Origin of the sequence: Brenneria populi (genome assembly GCF_036016195.1) — a bacterium.
In the GTDB taxonomy this organism is placed as follows: Bacteria; Pseudomonadota; Gammaproteobacteria; order Enterobacterales; family Enterobacteriaceae; genus Brenneria; species Brenneria populi.
This window is the reverse complement of sequence record NZ_JAYWTM010000013.1, coordinates 1-23,078: the sequence shown is the minus strand read 5'-3', so window position 1 is coordinate 23,078 and position 23,078 is coordinate 1. Positions and strand designations below refer to the sequence as shown.

The window sequence follows — 23,078 nt, the reverse complement described above, 5'->3', positions numbered from 1 at the left end:
GACTCTTTTCACACGCGTTGCGCGCGCCCGTTGACGCCGCTTATCAATGGGCCCAGATAGCTATCGGCTCTCTTTAGCCTTGGCCAGCTGAGCGCGGATATTCGCCAGATGCCCCTGTCCCTTCTGCATCCGCTCCTGCGCGCTCACCGGTTTGCGTTCGCTTTCCCAAACCACGTCATCCTGCGGCAGCTCGAGCAAAAAGCGGCTGGGTTCCGGGCGCACCAGTTCGCCGTACTGACGCCGCTCCCGGCACAGGGTAAAGGTAAGCTCGCGCTGCGCGCGGGTAATGCCGACGTAGGCCAGGCGGCGCTCCTCATCGATATTCTCTTCATCGATGCTGCTCTGGTGCGGCAGCAGCCCCTCCTCCATGCCCACCAGGAAGACGTAGGGAAACTCCAGGCCTTTCGACGCATGCAGCGTCATCAGCTGCACCTGATCCAACTCTTCTTCATTTTCCCCCCGCTCCATCATATCCCTCAGGGTAAAACGCGTGACCACCTGAGTCAGGGTCATCGGCTCATCCAGATCCGAGCCCTCCAGCATTTCCGTCATCCAGCTAAACAGCTGATTGACGTTTTTCATGCGCATTTCGGCGGCCTTGGGGCTGGGAGAGGTTTCATACAGCCAGCTTTCATAATCCAAGCCGTGGATCAAATCCCGCACCGCGGCGACCGGCTCGCGCTCGGCCAAACGGGCTACCTCGGCCACCCAATGGGTAAACCGCTGTAAAGACTCCAGGCCGCGCCCGGTCAGAGACTGGCTGAGCCCGAGATCAAAGCTGGCGTTGAACAGGCTTTTATTGCGCTGATTCGCCCACTCGCCCAGTTTTTTGAGCGTGGCGGGACCGATTTCGCGCTTGGGCGTGTTGACGATACGCAAAAAGGCGCTGTCGTCGTCCGGGTTGGTTAATACCCGCAGATAGGCCAGCAGATCCTTGATCTCGGGGCGGGAAAAGAATGAGGTGCCGCCGGAAATCCGGTAAGGAATGCGATTTTGCATCAGCATTTTTTCAAACAGGCGCGACTGATGGTTGCCGCGGTACAGGATGGCGTAGTCGCCATACTGGGTCTTATTGATAAAATGGTGCGCGATCAGTTCGCCGACCACGCGTTCGGCCTCATGATCCTCATTGTTGGCGGTGATGATTTTCAACTCATCGCCATAGCCCAATTCAGAAAAAAGACGCTTCTCGAAAACGTGCGGATTATTGGCAATCAGAATATTGGCGGCCTTCAGAATACGCCCGGAGGAGCGGTAGTTTTGCTCCAGCTTAATCACCCGCAGCGCCGGGAAATCCTGTTGCAGCAGCACCAGGTTTTGCGGCCGCGCGCCGCGCCAGGAGTAAATAGACTGGTCGTCGTCCCCCACCACGGTAAAGCGGGCGCGGCTGCCCACCAGCGATTTAACCAGCTCGTACTGGCTGGTATTGGTATCCTGATACTCATCCACCAGCAGATAGCGCAGGCGATTCTGCCAGCGTTCGCGCACCTCCTGATTATGTTTCAACAGCAGCGTCGGCAGCAGGATAAGATCGTCAAAATCCAGCACATTACAGGCGCGCAGATGATCGTGGTACAGCGCGTAGCAGTGCGCGAACAGCCTGTCGCGCTCGGAACGCGCCGCCGCTTGCGCGCCCGCCGGATCGATAAGATCGTTCTTCCAGTTTGAGATCGTCGACGTTAGCTGCTGCAGCAGCGCCTTGTCATTCTCCAGCCATTGCTCGGTCAACTCCTTCAACAGCGCCATCTGATCCTGATCGTCAAACAGCGAGAAATTGGCCTTCATGCCCAGCGCCGCATATTCGCGCTTGATGATCTCCAGCCCCAGCGTATGGAAAGTGGCGATCGTCAGCCCGCGGGTCTCTTTACGCCCCAGCGTTTGCGACACGCGTTCCTTCATCTCGCGCGCGGCTTTGTTGGTGAAGGTGACGGCGGCGATGTGGCGCGGCTGATAGCCGCATTGGCGGATCAGGTGGGCGATCTTGTTGGTGATGACGCGCGTCTTGCCCGAGCCGGCTCCCGCCAGTACCAGACAGGGACCAGTAACGAATTCGACGGCGTGTTGTTGGCTGGAATTTAGGCGCATAGCGGCAAGACTCGATCATAAAACAGGGGAGCGATTGTAGCAGAAAGAGCCGCTGAACTTGATCGGGGATTTCGCCTGCGGAATTGCACAGCGCGGTCCACATCCCGCGCGGCAAATGTTACATTGCACGCCGACATCTCTTTTGCATAAAAGGTAACGATATGGCGAATACCGCAGCGGCACTTCATATCCTGGTGGATACCGAGCAACAGGCCAAAGATATTCTGGCGCAGTTGGAACAAGGCGCGGATTTTCAGAAAATGGCGCAAAAATACTCGACCTGTCCGTCAAAACGCAACGGCGGTGATTTAGGCGAGTTTCACAAGGGCGATATGGTGCCCGCATTCGATAAGGCGGTATTCTCCTGCGAATTACTGAAGCCGTGCGGCCCGGTGAAAACCCAGTTCGGCTATCACTTGATCAAGGTGCTATATCGCAATTAAACGCCGAAAGCGCGCCGGCGATCGTCGGCGCGCCGTTCCCGGCACGGACGGTCAACCGATGGTCATCAGGCTGGCGTTGCCGCCCGCCGCCGCCGTATTGACGCTCAGCGAGCGCTCATGCAGCAACCGCTCCAACGGAATGCGGCTATCGCCGCGCTCGCGGCCCAATAGCGGGATAATCGCGCCATCCCAGGCGGCAAGCGTCTCGTCGATCCGGCGCAGCCGATCCGCATCGCCGTGATGGATCACCCCGTCGATATGCGCCCCTTCCTGCCGCCAGTCCTGCGTAAACGCGATGCGCGATTGCACCTCCGCGGGAAAACGCGCATACAACGCATTTTCCCGCTCGGCGTGCGGCCACAGAATCCGCCCGCCCGTCGCCAGCACCGCGGCCGCCTGCGTCAGTCTGTCGTCATCGCCGTCGGCCAGACACAAAATTTGACCGCGCGGCGTCAGCGTATAGGTGTTGCGCTCGCCCGTCGGGCCGGGCAACTCGAGGGTGACGCCGACCAGACTTTGCTCGCCGTAACGCTGGCATAGCGTCGCCAGATTGCGGCGTTCCTCGGCGACGGCCCACGTTTCCAGCGCGCGCAACCCCGCCAGCAGCGGTTGTCGGGCGGCGCTCGCCGGCGGCTGTTCGCCGTCCTGATTCGCCAGACCCTCGATAACCTCATCATCCGTTCGCTGAGCCAGAAGGCGATAGAGATACAGCGGCCCGCCCGCTTTCGGTCCGGTTCCCGATAGCCCCTCGCCGCCAAACGGTTGCACGCCGACCACCGCGCCCACCATATTGCGGTTCACATACTGATTGCCCACCTTCGCCCGGCTCGTCACGCGCTGGATGGTTTCATCGATTCGCGTATGCACGCCCAGCGTCAAACCGTATCCCGCGGCGTTAATTTGATCGATCAGCGCGTCCAGGCGCTGGCTTTGATAACGCACCACATGCAGCACCGGTCCGAAGATCTCTTTTTCCAGTCCATCGATACTTTCCAGTTCGATCAACGTCGGCGGCACGAAGTGTCCGTGCCGCAATGGCGGCGCATCCTGCCGCCGCGCCGCCTGGAATACGCGGCGCCCTTTCGCCCGCATCGTCTGAATATGCCGTTCGACGTTGTCTTTCGCCTCAGCATCGATCAGCGGCCCGATATCGGTGGAGAGCCGTTCGGGATTGCCCAATTGGCACTCCGCCATCGCGCCGCGCAGCATCTCCAGCGTATGATCCGCGATCTCTTCTTGCAGACACAAAATGCGCAACGCCGAACAACGTTGGCCTGCGCTGTCGAACGCGGAGGCGATAACGTCGTTGACCACCTGTTCCGTCAGCGCGGAGGAATCGACGATCATGGCGTTCAGCCCGCCGGTTTCGGCGATCAGCGGCGTCGGACGTCCCTGCGGATCGAGCCGCCCGGCGATAGCGCGTTGCAGGATTTTGGCGACGGCCGTCGAACCGGTAAACACCACGCCGCGCACCCGTTCGTCGTTCACCAGCGCCGCGCCGACGGTTTCCCCCTGACCCGGCAACAGTTGCAACACTCCATCCGGCACCCCGGCTTCCCGTAAAATGCGTACCGCCTGCGCGGCGATCAGCGGCGTCTGTTCCGCCGGTTTCGCCAGCACGCTGTTGCCGGCCGCCAGCGCGGCGGATACCTGCCCGGTAAAAATCGCCAGCGGGAAATTCCACGGGCTGATGCAGACCACCGGCCCGAGCGGGCGGTGCGAGTCGTTGGCGAACGTTCCCCGCGCCTGCGCGGCGTAATAGCGTAAAAAGTCCACCGCTTCGCGCACTTCCGCAATCGCATTGCTGAAGGTTTTGCCGGCTTCACGCACCAGCAGCCCCAGCAGACTTTGCAATTGGTTTTCCATCAGCGACGCGGCGGCGTTCAATACCGCCGCGCGTTCTTCGGGCGGCGTCGCGAACCAGATCGCGCCGGTATTCACGGACGCCTCTACCGCTCGCGCGACGTCCGAACCGGATGCGTCGCGGACATAGCCCACAACGTCGCGGGCATCCGCCGGATTCAGCACCGGCTTCTCCTCGCCGGAGTCAATATCGCCGTCGATCGCCGGCGCGGCGCGCCACGGCTGCGCCGCGCCGATCAATAGCGCGCTGGATAACGACGCCAAACGGTGTTCATTGGAAAGATCCAGGCCGCTGGAATTCAGCCGCGTTTTGCCGTAAAGCTGACGCGGCGACGGAATGCGGGGATGAGGCAGCCCCATCCGCCCTTCCGCCGCCGCCAGCGCCGCCACCTCGTCGACCGGGTCGGCCACCAGCGCGTCCAACGCCAGAGACGTATCCGCGATACGGTTGACGAACGAGGTATTCGCGCCGTTCTCCAACAGGCGCCGCACCAGATAAGCCAATAGCGTTTCGTGCGTTCCGACCGGGGCGTAAATACGGCAAGGGCGGTTCAGTTTGCCGTCGGCGACGCGGCCCACCACCTGCTCATACAGCGGTTCTCCCATGCCATGCAAGCACTGAAACTCATACTGACCGGGGTAATAATTGTTGCCCGCCATATGGTAGATCGCGCTTAACGTTTGCGCGTTATGCGTGGCGAACTGCGGATAAATCAGATTCGGCACGGCCAGGAGTTTGCGCGCGCAGGCCAGATAAGACACATCGGTATAGACCTTGCGCGTATAGACCGGGTAGCCCTCCAATCCATCGACCTGGGCGCGTTTTATTTCGCTGTCCCAGTACGCGCCTTTCACCAGACGCACCATCAACCGACGGCGGCTGCGCTGCGCGATATCGATCACCGCGTCAATCACGAACGGACAACGCTTTTGATACGCCTGAATGACGAATCCGATACCGTTCCAGCCCGCCAATTGCGGATCAAGACAGAGTTTTTCCAGCAGATCGAGCGAGATCTCCAACCGATCGGCCTCTTCCGCGTCGATATTGATGCCGATGTCATACTGCCGCGCCAGCAGCGTCAACGATGCTAAACGCGGATACAGCTCGGTCATCACCCGATCATACTGCGCCCGGCTGTAACGCGGGTGCAGCGCCGACAGCTTGATGGAGATGCCCGGCCCTTCGTAAATACCGCGCCCGTTCGACGCCTTACCGATGGCGTGAATCGCCTGCTGGTACGCCGTCAAATAAGCGGCCGCGTCTTTTTCGGTCAACGCCGCCTCGCCCAGCATGTCGTAAGAATAGCGGAAGCCTTGCGTTTCCAAATGGCGCGCGTTCGCCAACGCCTCGCCGATGGTTTCCCCGGTGACGAACTGCTCGCCCATCAGCCGCATCGCCATGTCGACGCCTTTGCGGATCAGCGGCTCTCCGCTTTTGCCGATAATCCGGTTAAGCGAGTTGGATAGGTTTGCTTCGTTGTGCGTCGCCACCAGTTTGCCGGTAAACAGCAATCCCCAAGTCGCCGCATTCACAAACAGCGACGAGCTATGACCGAGATGAGCCTGCCAATTGCCGCGGCTGATTTTGTCGCGAATCAGGGCGTCGCGCGTGGATTTATCCGGAATACGCAACAACGCCTCGGCCAGACACATCAGCGCCACGCCCTCCTGCGAAGAGAGCGAAAACTCCTGCAGCAGCCCTTGTACGATGCCGGCCCGGCCATTTCCCGTTTTCTGCGCGCGCAGTTTTTCCGCCAGATCGTGCGCCATTTTTTGCGTCAATTTCGTCATATCGTCGGGAAGTTTCGCCTGTTCGTATAAAATGGGCACCAATTCAGTTTCGGGACGGCGATAGGCGGACGTGATGGCGGCGCGGATCACGGATTGGGGAAGCACCTGTTCCGCGAAATCAAGAAAGGGTTGATGGGTTTCTTCTTCCTGAGATTGCGGCATAATCTCTTCCGCTTCAATATGGCTCGGCAGAGCCGATTGCGGTATTTCAGGCGTGTCGACGCCGCACTCAAGGCGTTCGAGATAATGAAAAATGGCTTGCTTGATCAGCCAGTGCGGCGTGCGATCAATACGCTGCGCGGCGGCTTTGATACGCTCGCGCGTTGCCTCGTCGAGTTTAACGCCCATCGTGGTAGAACCCATTCGCCTCACTCCTGAAACTGAAGAATATGTATAGTCTTTATCAATATCGATCATGTTGCAACTTTGTGCAACCTTGTTAAATCAGAAAAGCGCAGTGCCGCCTCTCGCGTCGATAGATGTTGAATCCGGAGACGTCAAAAGCGGATGACCGGAAAATAGAAAAAACACTCTATAACAAGTGGTTATTTATAACTTTATGGCGCCGGGACGGCGGAATATTACGGCTTTTTAAAAAATCAGCGCAGGGAATGTGATATAGCAAGAGGAATATGTAATTCATATGTTAAGAATATTGATGGTACAGAAATCCATCAGCTAGGATAACCTAGGGTCATCCGCAAAGGTGGCACCTATCGCAACCAAAGATTTCCATTTCTGCGCCCCGTTCCGGCCAGAATGGCAAAAGACAAATCGCACCGTAAAGGGTGTGCGAATAATAATGAAAGTGGAGAATTGAATGACAATGAGCACGCCTATGCTGGTGACCTTTTTGGTGTATATCTTCGGGATGGTACTGATCGGCCTGTTTGCTTACCGGGCGACCAACAACTTTGGCGACTATATTCTGGGCGGGCGCAAAATGGGGAGCCTGGTCACCGCGCTCTCCGCCGGCGCATCGGATATGAGCGGCTGGCTGCTGATGGGGCTGCCCGGCGCCGTTTTCATCTCCGGCATATCGGAAAGTTGGATCGCCATCGGCCTGACGATCGGCGCTTACCTAAACTGGCTCTGGGTCGCCGGCCGCCTGCGCGTTCACACCGAAATCAACCACAACGCGCTAACGCTGCCCGACTATTTCACGCACCGCTTTGAAGACGCCAGCAAGTTGCTGCGCGTGATTTCCGCGCTGGTTATCCTGATCTTTTTCACCATTTACTGCGCATCCGGTGTCGTTGCCGGCGCGCGTCTGTTCGAAAGCACTTTCGACATGAGCTATGACGCCGCATTATGGGCCGGCGCCGCCGCCACCATCGCCTATACCTTTATCGGCGGCTTTCTGGCGGTAAGCTGGACCGATACCGTCCAGGCCAGCCTGATGATTTTCGCGCTGATCCTGACGCCGGTTATGGTGATTCTGTCGCTGGGCGGGATCGATAGCTCGTTCGTGGTGATTGAAGCGAAAAATCCCGCCAATCTGGATATGTTCAAGGGGCTGAATTTCGTCGCCATCATTTCGCTAATGGGCTGGGGGCTGGGCTATTTCGGCCAGCCGCACATTCTCGCCCGCTTTATGGCGGCCGACTCCCACCGCACCATCCGCAGCGCGCGCCGCATCAGCATGACCTGGATGGTGCTGTGCCTGGCCGGCGCGGTGACGGTGGGGTTCTTCGGCATCGCCTATTTCAATAACAATCCTGAACAGGCGGGCAGCGTTTCGCACAACAGCGAACGGGTGTTTATCGAACTCTCGATGCTGCTATTCAATCCGTGGATCGCCGGCGTGCTGCTGTCCGCGATTCTGGCCGCGGTCATGAGCACCCTGAGCTGCCAGCTGCTGGTGTGCTCCAGCGCCATCACCGAAGATTTATATAAACCCTTCCTGCGTAAAAACGCCAGCCAGAAAGAGCTGGTGTGGGTCGGCAGAGCCATGGTGCTGTTGGTGGCCGCGATCGCCATCGTCCTGTCGGCCAATCCGGAAAACCGGGTGCTGGGTCTGGTGAGCTACGCCTGGGCCGGCTTTGGCGCGGCTTTTGGGCCGGTAATTCTGATTTCGCTGCTCTGGCCGCGCATGACGCGCAACGGCGCGCTGTTCGGGATGATTGTCGGCGCCGCCACCGTGCTTATCTGGAAACACTATGGCTGGCTGGGGCTGTATGAAATTATTCCCGGTTTCCTGTTTAACTGCCTGACCATCCTTATCGTCAGCCTGATGGGCAAAGCGCCGTCAGACGCGATAACCGAGCGCTTCCATAAGGCGGAGGCGGAATTTAAATCGGTGTGAAATCAATCTCCCTCGCCCGCGTAGTCCCGCGGGCCGGCGGGAATGACGCTGCACGCTATATTCCGTGGCGTAACGACATAAAAAAAGCACAGCCGAGCTGTGCTTTTTTGGTTATTGGTCGAGGCAGGATCAACCGGCGACGGCGATACGCTTCATATCCGTCATGTAGCCGCGCAGCTTGCGGCCGACCGCTTCGATAGGATGGTTGCGGATGGCTTCATTGACATCGCGCAGCTGCGCGTTATCAACGGCCGTCGCCGCAACGGATTTACCCAAATCGCCAGGCTGCAGAGAAGACATGAATTTCTCTTTCAGCAGCGGCACCGCCGCGTTGGCGAACAGGTAGTTGCCGTATTCAGCCGTATCGGAGATAACCACGTTCATTTCATACAGGCGTTTACGCGCGATGGTATTGGCGATCAGCGGCAGTTCGTGCAGCGATTCATAGTAAGCGGACTCTGCGATGATGCCGGAGCTCACCATAGTTTCAAACGCCAGTTCAACACCGGCTTTCGCCATCGCGATCATCAGCACGCCGTTATCGAAGTATTCCTGCTCGTCGATTTTACCGTCAAACTGCGGCGCATTCTCAAATGCGGTTTTGCCGGTCTCTTCACGCCAGGTCAGCAATTTAACGTCATCGTTCGCCCAGTCGGCCATCATGCCGCTGGAGAATTCACCGGAAATGATGTCGTCCATATGTTTCTGGAACAGCGGCGCCATGATGGATTTCAGCTGTTCAGACAGCGCATAGGCGCGCAGCTTGGCCGGATTGGACAACCGATCCATCATCAGCGTGATGCCGCCCTGTTTCAGCGCTTCGGTCACGGTTTCCCAACCAAACTGAATCAGTTTTTCCGCATAGGCCGCATCGGCGCCGTCTGCGACCAGCTTGTCGAAGCACAGCAGAGAGCCCGCCTGCAACATGCCGCACAGGATAGTCTGTTCGCCCATCAGGTCGGACTTCACTTCAGCGACGAAAGAGGATTGCAGCACGCCGGCGCGGTGACCGCCGGTTGCCGCGGCCCAGGCTTTGGCGATCGCCATGCCTTCGCCCTGCGGATCGTTTTCCGGGTGAACCGCGATCAGCGTCGGCACGCCGAAGCCGCGTTTGTACTCTTCGCGCACTTCCGTACCCGGGCACTTCGGCGCCACCATCACCACGGTGATATCTTTACGGATCTGTTCGCCCACTTCAACGATGTTGAAACCGTGCGAATAGCCCAGCGCCGCGCCCTGTTTCATCAGCGGCTGAACCGCTTTGACCACGGCGGAGTGCTGTTTGTCCGGCGTCAGGTTAACGACCAGGTCCGCCTGCGGAATCAGCTCTTCATAGGTTCCGACCGTGAAACCGTTTTCGGTCGCTTTACGCCATGACGCGCGTTTCTCGGCAATCGCCTCCTGGCGCAGCGCATAAGCGATATCCAAACCGGAATCACGCATGTTCAGCCCCTGGTTCAGGCCCTGTGCGCCACAGCCGACGATCACCACTTTTTTACCTTTCAGGTAGCCCGCTTCATCGGCGAATTCGTCACGTCCCATAAAACGACACTGACCTAATTGCGCCAGCTGCTGGCGCAGGTTCAATGTGTTGAAATAGTTAGCCATGTGGTACTCCGTATGATGTTTTGTTTGTCTGTTATGCTGAAAAAGCTTCCCCACCGTCGGGAAACTATATATGACGTCAATGATATGACAGGAAATGCATTGCTTAAATTGATATATTAACAACGTCATATTGCAAGATCTGCAAGATAAAAGCGAGGTTCGCATCGCATGGATCTACGTGATCTCAAACTCTTTCTCCATTTAGCCGAAAACCGGCATTTCGGCCGTACGGCCAAAGCGATGCACATCAGCCCCTCCACGCTGTCGCGCCAGATTCAACGGCTGGAGGATGAGATCGGCCAAACGCTGTTCCAGCGCGACAACCGCACGGTGCAGCTAACCGACGCGGGCGAGCGTCTCAAGCTATTCGCCCAGCAAACGCTGCTGCAATACCAGCAATTACGCCACGCCGTCGGCCAGAGCGGGCCGTCGTTAAGCGGCGAACTACGGATTTTTTGCTCCGTTACCGCGGCCTACAGCCACCTACCGCCGATTCTGGATCGTTTCCGCGCGGAACATCCGCTGGTGGAAATCAAACTGACGACCGGCGACGCCGCCGACGCCGTCGATAAAGTCCAATCAAACGAGGCCGATTTGGGCATCGCCGGGCATCCGGAGACCTTGCCCGCCAGCGTCGATTTTATGCCGATCGGCCAAATCCCGCTGGTGCTGATCGTCCCCGCGCTGCCTTGTCCGGTCCGGGCGCAGGTCGGGCAATCCGACCCCGACTGGGCGCAGATCCCGTTTATTCTGCCGGAGCATGGCCCGGTGCGTAAGCGTATCGACCTGTGGTTTCGCCGCCAGCATCTCACTAATCCGCAAATCTACGCCACCGTATCGGGCCACGAGGCGATGGTGTCGATGGTCGCATTGGGCTGCGGCATCGCGCTCATCCCGGACGTAGTGCTGGAAAACAGCCCGGAGCCGGTACGCAATCGCGTCTCCATTTTTGCCGAACAGGGGATGGAGCCGTTTGAACTCGGCGTCTGCGTGCAGAAAAAACGCCTCAATGAGCCGCCGATCGCGGCCTTCTGGGAAACGCTGCAGGATAAATCGTGATATCTTCACACAGCGCGGTTTGTAAACCCGGCCGCATCGCCGATAGCCGCCGTTTTGCGGGAAAGCATTGATGAAATCGAATCTACTGGCTTTGCTACTACTGTTTTCCGGCCCCGCGCTGGCGGCGACGATCGCCGGCAAGGTGGTGCAGGTGGTCGACGGCGACACCATCGTGGTGCGCCAGAACGGCGTCGACCACCGTATCCGCATGCTGGGCATCGACGCGCCGGAATACCGCCAGCCCTACGGTAAGGATGCCCGCCGCGCGCTGGAGAGGCGCATCGGCGGGAAATGGGTCAGGGTGCGATATGATGAAAAAGATCGCTACCATCGCTACCTGGGGACGGTCTATTACCGCAACGCCAATATCAATGTGAGCCTGCTGCGCGACGGCCAGGCGTGGGTATACAAATACCAGCGCGGCGACCGGGAGCTGATGCGCCATGAAAACGCGGCGCGCCGCGAGCGGCTGGGCCTGTGGCGCCACCCCGATCCTCAAGCGCCCTGGATATACCGCCGGACGCGCTGACGGTCCGCCGTTTCCCGCCGTAGCCGCCCTGAAGAAAAGAGCCGCGCTTAACTGTTCTAATGCTGTTCACTTAAGCTCATTTTTAGGGGAAACATAGGGGGAGGTTCCCGTAGGGACGCCTCACCCCTATGGTCGCCCCGTGTATCTCGATACTTAAACGATCGGCGTTACGCTTAACCGTTCGGCCTTACCGTTCAAACCATTGGTGCGCAGAGAACGCTTGCCGCTCCGGGCTCTCCGTCTCCTGCGCCGCCCTCTTCATGGTTTCGATATTCATCAGGTAATGGTAAAGCGGCTCAAGCTGGGCGAAGCCCTGCGCCAACGTCGCCGCCAAATCGCCGGAGAACAGCGGTTCCATATCCTGACTGGTATAAACGGCGGCGAACGATTTACGGTTATACCAGTCAGCCACTTCGGCCGGCAGATCTTTACTCAGCGGACGTTTATAACTTTCGCCCTCCAGGAGGAACCGATCCTGTAAACACCCCGCCACCTCAAGGAAACGCCGCGGATTGCCGCGCACCGTTTGACGAAACAGGTCCATCGTATTACGCGTGGCGCTGTAATAGCCCAGGCCATAACGCCAGACGTCCGGCGCGATCTCAAAAAAATAGGACGGCGCATCCGTCCAGTCTTTACGGGTGCGTTTGAAGGTCAGCCACATCTGGCTGCGATAGCGTGACTTATCGTGGGAAAAGCGGGTGTCGCGGTGAATACGGGAGAGCGTTTTGCCGATCGCCGGACGCGTTTCAAACTGCTCGTCGATAGGCAGCATGGTCAGGCTTAGCGCCTCCACCAGCGCGCGAAACGGCGTTAGCAGCGCCTTTTCATAAACCGGGCGGTGTTCGTCGAACCACGTTTTATCATTCTGTTGACGTACCTGCTGGAGAAACGTCAATCCCTGCTGGGAAAAGCCATTGAAATGCGTCGTCATCGTATCGTATTACATCATCAGCGTTGCCTGTCGAATGACGTAACGATAGCGCTCCCGGCGGCGAAACGCCACCGGGAGCGCGATGAGCCTCAGCGACTAGCCCGCTAGAAAGAAACGAAACGCGGGATTATTGGTTTCATCGTGACATTCGTAGCCCAGATCGTGCAGGTGTCTCTCGAACGCCGGATCGCGATCTTCGCGCTCAAACGCCGCCAGCACCCGGCCAAAATCCATACCGTGGCTGCGATAGTGGAACAAGGAAATATTCCAGTGCGTGCCCAGGGTGTTCAGGAACTTCAGCAGCGCGCCCGGCGACTCGGGAAACTCGAAGCTATACAGCCTTTCCGTCAGCGGTTTCGACGGTCGTCCCCCCACCATATAGCGCACATGCAGCTTGGCCATCTCATCATCGGACAGGTCCATAACCTCATAGCCGCCCGCGGTCAGCTCGCTGATGATCTCTTTACGCTCGGCATGGCCGCGCGCCAGACGCACCCCGACAAAAATGCAGGCCTCTTTTTCATTCGCATAGCGGTAGTTGAACTCGGTAACGAAACGGCCGCCCAGCAGCTGGCAGAACTTGAGAAAGCTGCCCTTCTTCTCCGGGATCGTCACCGCCAGCAAGGCTTCGCGCTGTTCGCCCAGTTCACAGCGTTCGGACACATAGCGCAGACCGTGAAAGTTGACGTTGGCGCCGGACAAGACATGCGCCAGACGCTCACCCTGAATCTGATGCTGCTGGATATATTTCTTCATTCCCGCCAGCGCCAGCGCGCCGGAAGGTTCGGCAATCGCCCGCACGTCCTCGAACAGATCCTTGACCGCCGCGCAGATGGCGTCGCTGTCGACGGTGATCACGTCGTCGAGGTATTCGCGGCACAGGCGGAACGTTTCATCGCCGATGCGTTTCACCGCCACGCCTTCGGCAAACAGCCCCACGCGCGCCAGATCGACCGGATGCCCCGCATCCAGCGCGGCGCGCAGGCAGGCTGAATCTTCCGCCTCCACGCCGATGACTTTGATTTGCGGCATCAACTGTTTGATCAGCACCGCCACGCCTGCCGCCAAACCGCCGCCGCCGACCGGCACGAATACCCGGTCCAGATGCGCGTCCTGCTGCAGCAGCTCCAGCGCCAGCGTGCCCTGCCCGGCAATCACGGCGGGATGATCGAACGGCGGTAGAAAAGTCATCTGCTGTTGCTGCGACAGCTCGATGGCTTTGGCCTTTGCCTCATCAAAATTCGCGCCATGCAGCAGCACTTCGCCGCCAAAACCGCGCACCGCATCGACTTTAATATCCGCCGTCGCAACCGGCATAACAATCAACGAGTTAATGCCAAGCTTGCTGGCGGAGAGCGCGACGCCCTGCGCATGGTTGCCCGCCGACGCCGTCACCACGCCGTGGGATTTTTGTTCGTCGCTCAATCCGGCCATCATCGCGTAGGCGCCGCGCAGCTTAAAGCTATGCACCGCATGCCGGTCTTCGCGCTTGACCAGAATGACATTGCCCAGCCGCGAAGAGAGCTTATCCATTTTTTCCAGCGGCGTGGCCTGGGTAACTTCATAGACCCGCGAGCGCAGAATCGCCCGCAGATACTCCGCGCCGCAGGGGGCGGAGGGAAGTGGTTGAGACACTGCCATGGTTAGCCTCCCAGCTTACTTTTATCGCGGACGGCGCCCTTATCGGCGCTGGTCGCCAGGCTGGCGTATGCGCGTAGCGCGAAAGAGACCTGCCGGTTGCGCTGACGCGGCGTCCAGGCCGCGTCGCCGCGCGCCAGCTCGGCGTCACGCCGCTTCGCCAGCGTGTTTTCCGGCACCTCCAGCGCGATGCTGCGGCCGGGGATATCGATAGCGATCGTATCGCCGTCCTCCACCAGGCCGATAAGTCCGCCGCTGGCGGCTTCCGGTGACGCATGGCCGATAGACAAGCCGGAAGTCCCGCCGGAGAAACGCCCGTCGGTGATCAGCGCGCAGGCTTTGCCCAATCCCATCGATTTCAGGAAACTGGTGGGGTACAGCATCTCCTGCATGCCCGGACCGCCTTTCGGCCCTTCGTAACGGATAACCACGACGTCGCCCGCCACCACTTTGCCGCCCAGGATCGCCTCTACCGCGTCATCCTGACTTTCGTAAACTTTCGCCGGACCGCGGAATACCAGGCTGCCTTTATCCACGCCCGCCGTCTTCACGATACAGCCGTCTTGCGCCAGGTTGCCGTACAGCACGGCCAGACCGCCGTCCTGACTATAGGCGAACTCGCGGGAACGGATACAGCCTTCCTGACGGTCGACGTCCAGCGAATCCCAGCGGCAGCTCTGCGAGAACGCCTGCGTGGTGCGGATACCGGCCGGGCCCGCGGAGTACATGCTTTTCACGCCGTCGTCTTGCGTCACCGTCACATCATATTCCGCGATGGTTTCCTGCAGGCTTTTGCCCATGACATTGCGTACATCGTGATGCAACAGGCCGGCGCGATCCAGTTCGCCCAGAATCCCGATCACCCCGCCGGCGCGGTGGACGTCTTCCATATGATATTTCTGTGTGCTCGGCGCTACCTTGCACAGGTGGGGAACTTTACGCGACAGTCGGTCGATATCTTCCATCGTAAAGTCGACTTCCCCTTCCTGCGCCGAAGCCAGCAGATGCAGAACGGTATTGGTCGACCCGCCCATGGCGATATCCAGCGTCATGGCGTTCTCGAACGCCGACTTGGTGGCGATGCTGCGCGGCAGCACGCTTTCATCATCCTGTTCATAGTAGCGTTTAGCCAACTCGACAATACGCGTACCGGCATTCAGGAACAGATTTTTACGATCGGCATGGGTCGCCAGCAGCGAACCGTTGCCCGGCAGCGACAGACCCAGCGCTTCGGTCAGACAGTTCATGGAGTTGGCGGTAAACATTCCGGAACAGGAGCCGCAAGTCGGGCAGGCGGAACGTTCAATCTGTTCGCTGTCGGCATCGCTGACGTTCGGATTGGCGCCCTGGATCATGGCGTCCACCAGATCCAGCTTGATCAGTTGATTGGAAAGTTTGGTTTTACCCGCCTCCATCGGACCGCCGGAGACGAAAATCGCCGGAATGTTCAGGCGCAGCGCGGCCATCATCATTCCCGGCGTGATCTTGTCGCAGTTGGAAATGCAGACCATGGCGTCGGCGCAGTGCGCGTTCACCATGTATTCAACCGAATCGGCGATCAATTCGCGCGAAGGCAGAGAATAGAGCATGCCGCCATGCCCCATAGCGATACCGTCATCAACCGCAATCGTATTGAACTCTTTCGCCACGCCGCCGGAGGCTTCGATCTGCTCGGCCACCAGTTTGCCCATATCGCGCAAATGCACATGACCGGGTACAAACTGAGTGAATGAGTTAACCACCGCGATAATCGGCTTGCCAAAATCGTTGTCGGTCATTCCGGTGGCACGCCACAAGGCTCGGGCACCGGCCATGTTACGGCCGTGCGTGGTTGTGGCTGAACGGTACTTAGGCATACTCTTGTTACTCCAGTATTAACTTTATGGGTGATGGCGAAGCGCGCCATCACCTGAATCTATCTGTCACTATGGGTCGATTAACGGTTAACCGGATCCAACCAGCCCCATTTGTCTTCCGTTTTGCCGGTAAACAGGCCGAAGAACGCCTGTTGTAGTTTTTTCGTCACCGGCCCGCATTTGCCGATACCGACCTGAATGCCGTCGACGCTGCGAACCGGCGTAATTTCAGCGGCGGTGCCGGACATAAAGACTTCGTCGGCCAGATAGAGCGATTCACGCGACAGCACCTGTTCGCGGATCTCCAGGCCCAGATCTTTCGCCAGCTTGATGATGGCGTCGCGCGTGATGCCCGGCAGCGCGGAAGAGGTGAACGGCGGAGTGAACAGAATGCCGTCTTTTACTTCAAACAGGTTTTCGCCCGCGCCTTCGGAGACGTAGCCGTGCACATCCAGCGCGATCCCTTCCTGATAGCCATGGCGACGCGCCTCGCTGCCCACCAGCAGAGAGGACAAATAGTTTCCGCCCGCTTTCGCCGCGGTGGGAATGGTATTCGCCGCGGCGCGGTTCCAGGACGACACCATGGCGTCAATGCCCTGATCCAGCGCATCCTCGCCCAAATAAGCGCCCCAGGGGAACGCGGCGATGATCACATCCGGCTTGTAGCCCTCCGGCGGATTGACCCCCATGCCGACATCGCCGATAAACACCAGCGGGCGAATATAGGCGCCGGTCAGATTATTCTTGCGCAGCGTCTCGCGGCAGGCTTCCATCAGCTCATCAACGCTCTGCTGCAGCGGCATGCGGTAGATTTTCGCCGAGTCATGCAGACGCTGCATATGTTCACGGTGACGGAACACCGCCGGGCCTTTATTCGTGTCATAGCAACGAATGCCTTCGAATACGGAAGAGCCGTAGTGCAAGGCATGCGACATCACATGAACTTTGGCGTCCGCCCATGGAACCATTTCCCCGTTGAACCAAATGTAGTCGGCTTTCTTGGTCATTTCTTATTTTCCTTTTCTCTGTTTGTTAGGCGCTGAACTGCTGAGATGTCGTTATTGGATGAATTTCAACATAAGCAATATCCAGCAGTTTACTCAACTGCGCCGACAATAAATCTATCGGACGATGACTGGCAACGGTCAGCTCAATATTAATGCGATCGTTGGCATTGGCGGTTTGCGTCATGTTCATGGCGCAAACCTGAAAACCGCGGTGACGGACAATGCGTAATACGCGTTCCATAACCTCTGGGCGAAAACGGGCCTGAATGGATACCTGATGGTGTGTCATTCTCTGTTCTCCGGCTATTATTCTGTTCTATCCAACATCGTTTCATTACCGGCGCCGGGCGGCACCAACGGCCAGACATTCTCGTATTCGTCGATGGAAACGTGCAGTAAGTAAGGCCCTTCGCTGTTGAACAGGGCGTCCAGCGCGTCGTCGATCTGGTCTTTGCGGCTGATACGCTGGCCTGGAATATCAAAGGCGCTTGCCAGCTTGAGGAAATCGGGGTTATCGGAAAGGTTGGTTTCGCTATAGCGTTGATCAAAAAACAGCTGTTGCCACTGTCGAACCATCCCCAATCTTTGGTTATCCAGCAGAACAATCTTCAGCGGTAACCGTTTTCGCTTGATGGTGCCCAGCTCTTGAATATTCATCATAAAAGAGCCGTCACCCGAGATACAGATCACCATATCATCAGGTCTGGCGACCTGGGCTCCCACGGCGGCGGGAACGCCGAATCCCATCGTGCCCAGCCCGCTGGAGGTGATGAAATTCTCCGGACGGGTGAACGCCATATGCTGGGCCGTCCACATCTGATGCTGGCCGACATCCGTCGTCACGATCGTATTCGCCGCTTTGCGATCGGAGATGGCTTTCAGCAGCGCAGGCGCATAAATCGCCTGTCCGGGATGGTCGTAGCGCCACGGATACTCGGCTTTCATCACCATCGCCTGCCGCCGCCACGCCTCGATGTCCAGCGGCTGCTGCAGCGCGGGCAACAACGCTTTCAGATCCCCTCGCAGCGCGACATTGGCCTGGCGCAGCTTACCCATCTCGGCGGGGTCGATATCCATATGGATAACGCCGGCGTGCGGCGCAAAGGTATTCAGCTTACCGGTTACCCGGTCGTCGAAGCGGGCGCCCACCGCAATCAATAGATCGCACTGCTGAACCATCAGGTTCGCCGCTTTCGTGCCGTGCATGCCAATCATACCCAGATAATAGGGGTGATCGGCATCCACGCACCCTAACCCTTTCAACGTCGCAACGGATGGCATCTCGGTCGTGGAGATAAACTCCCGCAGAGCGGGAACCGCCTGCGCCATGCCGACCCCGCCGCCGACATACAATACCGGCTTCTGCGCCCTGGCCAGCATCGCGCGGGCCTTTTCAATCTCTGGCGCCGGCAAATCAAAGAGGGTATCGACCGGCGAAAATTTCGGCGCGAAGTCGCCTTCGGCCAGCTGAATATCCTTGGGAATATCGATCAGTACAGGCCCAGGGCGGCCGCTGCCGGCAATCGCGAAAGCCTCCGCCATCACATCAGGCAGCGACTCCAGCGACTCCACCAGAAAACTGTGTTTGGTACAGGCCAGGGACAGGCCTAATACATCGATCTCCTGAAAAGCGTCCGTACCGATAAAGGCGGATCCGACCTGGCCGGTGATGGCCACAACGGGAACCGAATCCAGCAGCGCATCGGCCAGGCCGGTAATCAGGTTTGTCGCGCCGGGGCCTGACGTCGCAATGCACACGCCGACTTTACCGGTTGCCCGGGCATAGCCAATCGCCGCCATGGCTGCACCCTGCTCGTGACGGCACAGTAGATGTTCTACGCCGCCGTCGTAAAGTGCATCATAGACCGGCATGATAGCGCCGCCGGGATAACCAAAAACGGTTTCCACTCCCTGCGCCCGCAACGTCTGTACCACCCACTGAGCCCCTGTCATCGTTAATTCCCCAACATCTTGCGGGAATAACAGAACCTTATACAACCAACCATCGTCTGTTCCCTTACATTTTCATTTACGCCCAACAAAAAACCCCCGACCTTACGGTGCGGGGGTTTTCTTGAATCGGGCTTGATTTTTAAGCCATTCGTCGTCCAAGTGCTGCCCCGCACGGTGGGATAATAATCACCACCACGCTAATCACGACTAGGCTAATCACTAGGGAGAAGGCTTTCATAAATAGAGTGTTCATTAATCTACTGTCGAACGAGTGCCTACAGAGTTACCATAATCAGGCATGATATGACAACAATTTTTTCAGTTTTTTTCCGTCACGCACAACCAGAACGACCAAAAAGTAGAATATAATCATCAGGTAGCGGATGTTGCGATAAATATCGTTTTCATCGGGAATCTGAACGACTCGGCAATTAATTAACAAGTTAATAGCGACGCGGAAAGCTCGTGCCATGACCCAACCGGGTGGTGTTGGCGATGATTATATCAGTTTGCTTAGCAAGATGTCGGCGTCAATATCGAGCCGCACGGCGGGATTACGGGTAAACACGGCCGATATTACGCATCCTATTTTGCGACAGGATTCGCACCTCAAAAGTAATAAATTGATAAAGCGAACTATTTTCCAAGATCTCCGCGCAAAAGCCTTATCCCTTCCTCCCCTGGGCATGCGTTATTGCGCATCATGAAGCTCTTCGCGCAAGGGGAAATAGTATGTCACTGGCGGTTACCTACACTCGGGCAATGATTGGCGTGCAGGCGCCGGATGTATCCATTGAGGTCCATATCAGCAGCGGATTACCCGCCCTCACGCTGGTTGGCCTGCCGGAAACGACCGTCAAAGAAGCGCGCGACCGTGTACGCAGCGCGCTCATCAACTGCGGTTTCGCATTCCCGGCCAAGCGGATTACGGTCAATCTGGCGCCGGCCGACCTTCCCAAGGAAGGGGGACGTTACGATCTCCCCATCGCCTTAGCCATTCTCGCCGCTTCAGAGCAAATCAAAGGAGAGAGGTTGGCCCGTTATGAGTTTCTCGGCGAATTGGGCCTCTCAGGTACGTTACGCGCCGTTAACGGCGCGATCCCGGCTGCGTTGGAAGCCATAAAATCAGGCCGTCAGTTAATTCTGCCCGAGGACAACAAACACGAAATGACGATGATCCCTCAAGGAGAAGCGCTGCTGGCCGGCCATCTGTTACAGGTTTGCGCATTTCTGCAAGGTGAAGACGCGCTTCTTAGTTGCTGTAGTGAGCCGCAGGAAGAGCGGGCCGGCGGCGATCTACCCGACCTGCAAGAAATTATCGGCCAGGAACAGGCCAAGCGGGCATTGGAGATCGCCGCCGCCGGAGGACATAACCTGCTACTGCTCGGCCCCCCCGGAACCGGAAAAACTATGTTGGCCAGCCGGCTGGGTAATCTGATGCCCCCGCTGAGCGATGAGGAGGCGCTGGAAAGCGCGGCCATCAATAGCCTGATCAATATTGACGCCACGGTAACGCGGTGGCGCACCCGCCCATTCAGGGCGCCGCACCATAGCGCATCTATGACGGCGCTGGTTGGCGGCGGTTCTTTGCCTAAACCGGGGGAGATCTCACTGGCGCATAACGGCATTCTGTTCCTTGACGAGCTACCCGAGTTCGAACGACGCGTTTTAGACTCGCTACGCGAGCCGCTAGAGTCGGGAGAGATTATTATCTCCCGCGCCCGGGCGAAAGTTCGCTATCCGGCCCGATTCCAGTTGGTGGCGGCGATGAACCCCAGCCCCTCCGGCCACTATCAGGGCGTTCACAACCGCCTGCCGGCGCAGCAGATTTTACGCTATCTCAGCAAACTCTCCGGCCCGTTTTTGGATCGTTTTGATATTTCCATTGAAGTTCCACTGCTGCCGCCGGGAATATTACGCCAGCAAACCTGTCAGGGGGAAAGCAGCGCCGTCGTCAGAGAGCGTGTGCTCATCGCCCGGCAGAGACAGCTTAAACGGGCCAATAAAATTAATGCGCGCTTAGGCTCCGGCGAAATAGAAAAATATTGTCGGCTGACGGTAGATGACGCAGCCTATCTGGAAGAAGTGATGAGTAAACTGGGGCTATCCGTACGAGCCTGGCACAGGATACTGAAAGTTGCCCGCACCATCGCCGATCTAAGCGGACAAACGGAGATACTCAGGGAACACCTTGCCGAAGCGCTGAGCTACCGCTGCATGGATCGGTTGCTCATCCGGCTTCACAAAAATCTGGCATAACGGGAGGTCGTATCAATACCGAAGCGATCGCTAAGAGATGGTTTCACGGCGACAACTGAAAAACCTCCTTCTCCTCTGGAAGTGTTTAGGACTGACAATAAAAATGGGGCTTTCGCCCCATTTTTATTAGTCGTCGCTTTCGGTGTATTCTTCCACCGCATCCATCTGCGGCTTACCGCCAGACAGCGTGTGAAAGCGCTTAGGACGACGAATACGATCCATATACTTAGACCATATTTTTTCCATGTCGGTTTCAGCCTTACGCTCGCCGCGGCACATCGCAACAAACTGGACCTCCTCCTCCGTAGCCGGCTGACGCTTACCCAGATCTAGCTCGTTAAAAGCATAACCATGGCGTTCCAGCAGTTGTGCTTCTTTAATGGTAAAGTCGCCGTGCCGGGAAAAACCACGTGGGTAAAACTTATTATCAAAAAAACGGTTATTAGTAGAAAAGCTTTCCGCCATCTTACACGCTCCTGATTCTCTTATGGTCGTGCTGTTTATGGCGCGGAGTATTAGATAGGCTTGACATGGTGTAAAACAAAACATTTAAATCATTACGACAAATTTTTTTGGAGATAGGCGTGGATACCGAATTACTGAAAACCTTTCTGGAAGTCAGCAGGACAAGACACTTTGGTCGAGCCGCGGAATCTCTCTACCTGACGCAATCTGCTGTCAGTTTTCGCATCCGTCAGTTAGAAACTCAACTCGGGGCAAATTTATTTACTCGTCATCGCAATAATATTCGTCTGACGCCGGCGGGTGAGCGGCTTTTACCCTATGCGGAAAACCTGATTGGCATCTGGCAACTCGCCAAAAAAGAGGTGGTTCGTTCGCAGCAGCATAGCCTCCTATCAATTGGCGCGACCGCCTCGCTATGGGAAGTATATCTGACTCCGTGGTTGCAAGCGCTTTATCAGCAGCGCCCCATGCTGCAATTGGAAGCCCGCATCGCCCTGCGCCACTCACTGGTACAGCAACTCCATGAACGCCAGTTGGACCTGCTCATCACGACGGAGCAGCCCAAAATGGATGAGTTGGCCAGCCAGCTGCTCGGCAATTTCTCACTCTCCCTGTTTGCCGCGGAGGAGCATGGAAGCGACCCAAAACTTCCCTATATCAAACTGGAATGGGGCGCCGACTTTCATCAGCAGGAAAGCCGTCTGTTGGTCAGCGATATGGTTCCCGTGCTAACAACAACCTCTGCGCATCTCACTCGGCAGTTGCTTACCACTACCGGCGGCTGTGCCTTTTTACCCAGCCATTGGACGCAACAGTACGCCCAGCTAAAAATTTTAGATGACACCCCGCCCGTTGTACGTCCGTTTTATGCCGTCTGGCTGCAAAATAGCGATCAGCAATCGCTGATCCGACAATTGCTAAAAACACCGATTGCGATCGCAACATGATTGATGCGGATTTCTATGTATATCGATTTAACTGACAAAGCGGAAAATGGAGTTTCGCTCAAAAATGGAATTTATAACCGTAAAAATACTGCAGAAAAATCGCTCACAATATGTAAGAAATCCGGGATAAATATAAATTGGATTATAAAAAAGGCTATGCGAGGAAAAGCGATGAGGGGAAAAATCGGAACGAAAAAAAACCCTTCATAAGATATGAAGGGTTTTTATCTGGCAGGGGCGGAGAGACTCGAACTCCCAACACCCGGTTTTGGAGACCGGTGCTCTACCAATTGAACTACGCCCCTAAATAGGGTGGCGGAACGGACGGGACTC

18 protein-coding genes and 1 tRNA gene are annotated in these 23,078 nt (G+C 57.4%); 7 read left to right on the top strand and 12 right to left on the bottom strand.

Features of this window, described 5'->3' with window-relative positions:
* Positions 1-60: 60 nt before the first annotated feature.
* The gene (gene rep, locus VSX58_RS14020; RefSeq protein WP_327618637.1) at positions 61-2,085 is read right to left on the bottom strand and encodes a DNA helicase Rep; all 2,025 of its coding nucleotides are present in this window, start codon (positions 2,083-2,085) and stop codon (positions 61-63) included.
* A 161-nt stretch (positions 2,086-2,246) separates the two neighbouring features.
* Between rep and ppiC the strand changes: the two genes are divergently transcribed.
* A complete protein-coding gene (gene ppiC, locus VSX58_RS14015) occupies positions 2,247-2,528 on the top strand; it encodes a peptidylprolyl isomerase PpiC (protein ID WP_327618636.1) in 282 nt (93 codons plus the stop codon).
* Between the two features lie 51 nt (positions 2,529-2,579).
* Here the strand turns inward: ppiC and putA are convergent, their stop codons facing one another.
* The gene (putA, locus tag VSX58_RS14010; RefSeq protein ID WP_327618635.1) at positions 2,580-6,548 is read right to left on the bottom strand and encodes a trifunctional transcriptional regulator/proline dehydrogenase/L-glutamate gamma-semialdehyde dehydrogenase; all 3,969 of its coding nucleotides are present in this window, start codon (positions 6,546-6,548) and stop codon (positions 2,580-2,582) included.
* A gap of 457 nt (positions 6,549-7,005) precedes the next feature.
* Here putA and putP point away from each other — a divergent pair, with 457 nt between their 5' ends.
* Positions 7,006-8,490, top strand: coding sequence for a sodium/proline symporter PutP (putP, locus tag VSX58_RS14005; protein ID WP_327618634.1), 1,485 nt, complete (start codon positions 7,006-7,008; stop codon positions 8,488-8,490).
* A gap of 129 nt (positions 8,491-8,619) precedes the next feature.
* Here the strand turns inward: putP and ilvC are convergent, their stop codons facing one another.
* Positions 8,620-10,098: a ketol-acid reductoisomerase gene (ilvC, locus tag VSX58_RS14000; protein WP_327618633.1), complete on the bottom strand. Its 1,479-nt coding sequence runs from the start codon at positions 10,096-10,098 to the stop codon at positions 8,620-8,622.
* 168 nt (positions 10,099-10,266) lie between these two features.
* Here ilvC and ilvY point away from each other — a divergent pair, with 168 nt between their 5' ends.
* Positions 10,267-11,157 (top strand): HTH-type transcriptional activator IlvY, encoded by an 891-nt coding sequence (ilvY, locus tag VSX58_RS13995; protein ID WP_327618632.1) that lies wholly within the window; start codon positions 10,267-10,269, stop codon positions 11,155-11,157.
* A 70-nt stretch (positions 11,158-11,227) separates the two neighbouring features.
* Positions 11,228-11,686, top strand: a complete 459-nt coding sequence (locus VSX58_RS13990) for a thermonuclease family protein (RefSeq protein ID WP_327618631.1) — start codon at positions 11,228-11,230, stop codon at positions 11,684-11,686.
* A gap of 187 nt (positions 11,687-11,873) precedes the next feature.
* On the opposite strand, the gene VSX58_RS13985 is transcribed toward VSX58_RS13990, so the two are convergent.
* The 7 genes from VSX58_RS13985 to ilvL form a co-directional block, all read right to left on the bottom strand.
* Positions 11,874-12,620 (bottom strand): DUF2461 domain-containing protein, encoded by a 747-nt coding sequence (locus VSX58_RS13985; protein ID WP_327618630.1) that lies wholly within the window; start codon positions 12,618-12,620, stop codon positions 11,874-11,876.
* 96 nt (positions 12,621-12,716) lie between these two features.
* On the bottom strand, positions 12,717-14,261 hold the full coding sequence (gene ilvA / locus VSX58_RS13980; RefSeq protein ID WP_327618629.1) for a threonine ammonia-lyase, biosynthetic: 1,545 nt from the start codon (positions 14,259-14,261) through the stop codon (positions 12,717-12,719).
* A 2-nt stretch (positions 14,262-14,263) separates the two neighbouring features.
* A complete protein-coding gene (gene ilvD / locus VSX58_RS13975; RefSeq protein WP_327618628.1) occupies positions 14,264-16,114 on the bottom strand; it encodes a dihydroxy-acid dehydratase in 1,851 nt (616 codons plus the stop codon).
* Between the two features lie 80 nt (positions 16,115-16,194).
* Entirely contained in the window at positions 16,195-17,121 is a 927-nt protein-coding gene (gene ilvE, locus VSX58_RS13970) for a branched-chain-amino-acid transaminase (RefSeq protein ID WP_327615615.1), read from the bottom strand.
* Positions 17,122-17,146: 25 nt separating this feature from the next.
* On the bottom strand, positions 17,147-17,410 hold the full coding sequence (ilvM, locus tag VSX58_RS13965) for an acetolactate synthase 2 small subunit (protein ID WP_327618627.1): 264 nt from the start codon (positions 17,408-17,410) through the stop codon (positions 17,147-17,149).
* 17 nt (positions 17,411-17,427) lie between these two features.
* Positions 17,428-19,074, bottom strand: a complete 1,647-nt coding sequence (gene ilvG, locus VSX58_RS13960; protein WP_327618626.1) for an acetolactate synthase 2 catalytic subunit — start codon at positions 19,072-19,074, stop codon at positions 17,428-17,430.
* Positions 19,075-19,213: 139 nt separating this feature from the next.
* Complete coding sequence (gene ilvL / locus VSX58_RS13955; protein WP_071778504.1) at positions 19,214-19,312, bottom strand: ilv operon leader peptide; 99 nt, start codon at positions 19,310-19,312, stop codon at positions 19,214-19,216.
* Positions 19,313-19,806: 494 nt separating this feature from the next.
* On the opposite strand from ilvL, the gene VSX58_RS13950 reads away from it, so the two are divergent.
* The gene (locus VSX58_RS13950; RefSeq protein WP_327618625.1) at positions 19,807-21,333 is read left to right on the top strand and encodes a YifB family Mg chelatase-like AAA ATPase; all 1,527 of its coding nucleotides are present in this window, start codon (positions 19,807-19,809) and stop codon (positions 21,331-21,333) included.
* A 126-nt stretch (positions 21,334-21,459) separates the two neighbouring features.
* Here the strand turns inward: VSX58_RS13950 and VSX58_RS13945 are convergent, their stop codons facing one another.
* Positions 21,460-21,798, bottom strand: a complete 339-nt coding sequence (locus VSX58_RS13945) for a DUF413 domain-containing protein (RefSeq protein WP_319606215.1) — start codon at positions 21,796-21,798, stop codon at positions 21,460-21,462.
* A 119-nt stretch (positions 21,799-21,917) separates the two neighbouring features.
* Between VSX58_RS13945 and hdfR the strand changes: the two genes are divergently transcribed.
* Both hdfR and VSX58_RS13935 read left to right on the top strand, forming a co-directional pair.
* Positions 21,918-22,745, top strand: a complete 828-nt coding sequence (hdfR, locus tag VSX58_RS13940; protein ID WP_327618624.1) for an HTH-type transcriptional regulator HdfR — start codon at positions 21,918-21,920, stop codon at positions 22,743-22,745.
* Between the two features lie 15 nt (positions 22,746-22,760).
* A complete protein-coding gene (locus tag VSX58_RS13935) occupies positions 22,761-22,955 on the top strand; it encodes a hypothetical protein (RefSeq protein ID WP_327618623.1) in 195 nt (64 codons plus the stop codon).
* Positions 22,956-22,974: 19 nt separating this feature from the next.
* Here VSX58_RS13935 and VSX58_RS13930 read toward each other — a convergent pair.
* Positions 22,975-23,050: transfer RNA gene (locus VSX58_RS13930), tRNA-Trp, on the bottom strand.
* Positions 23,051-23,078 lie beyond the last annotated feature (28 nt).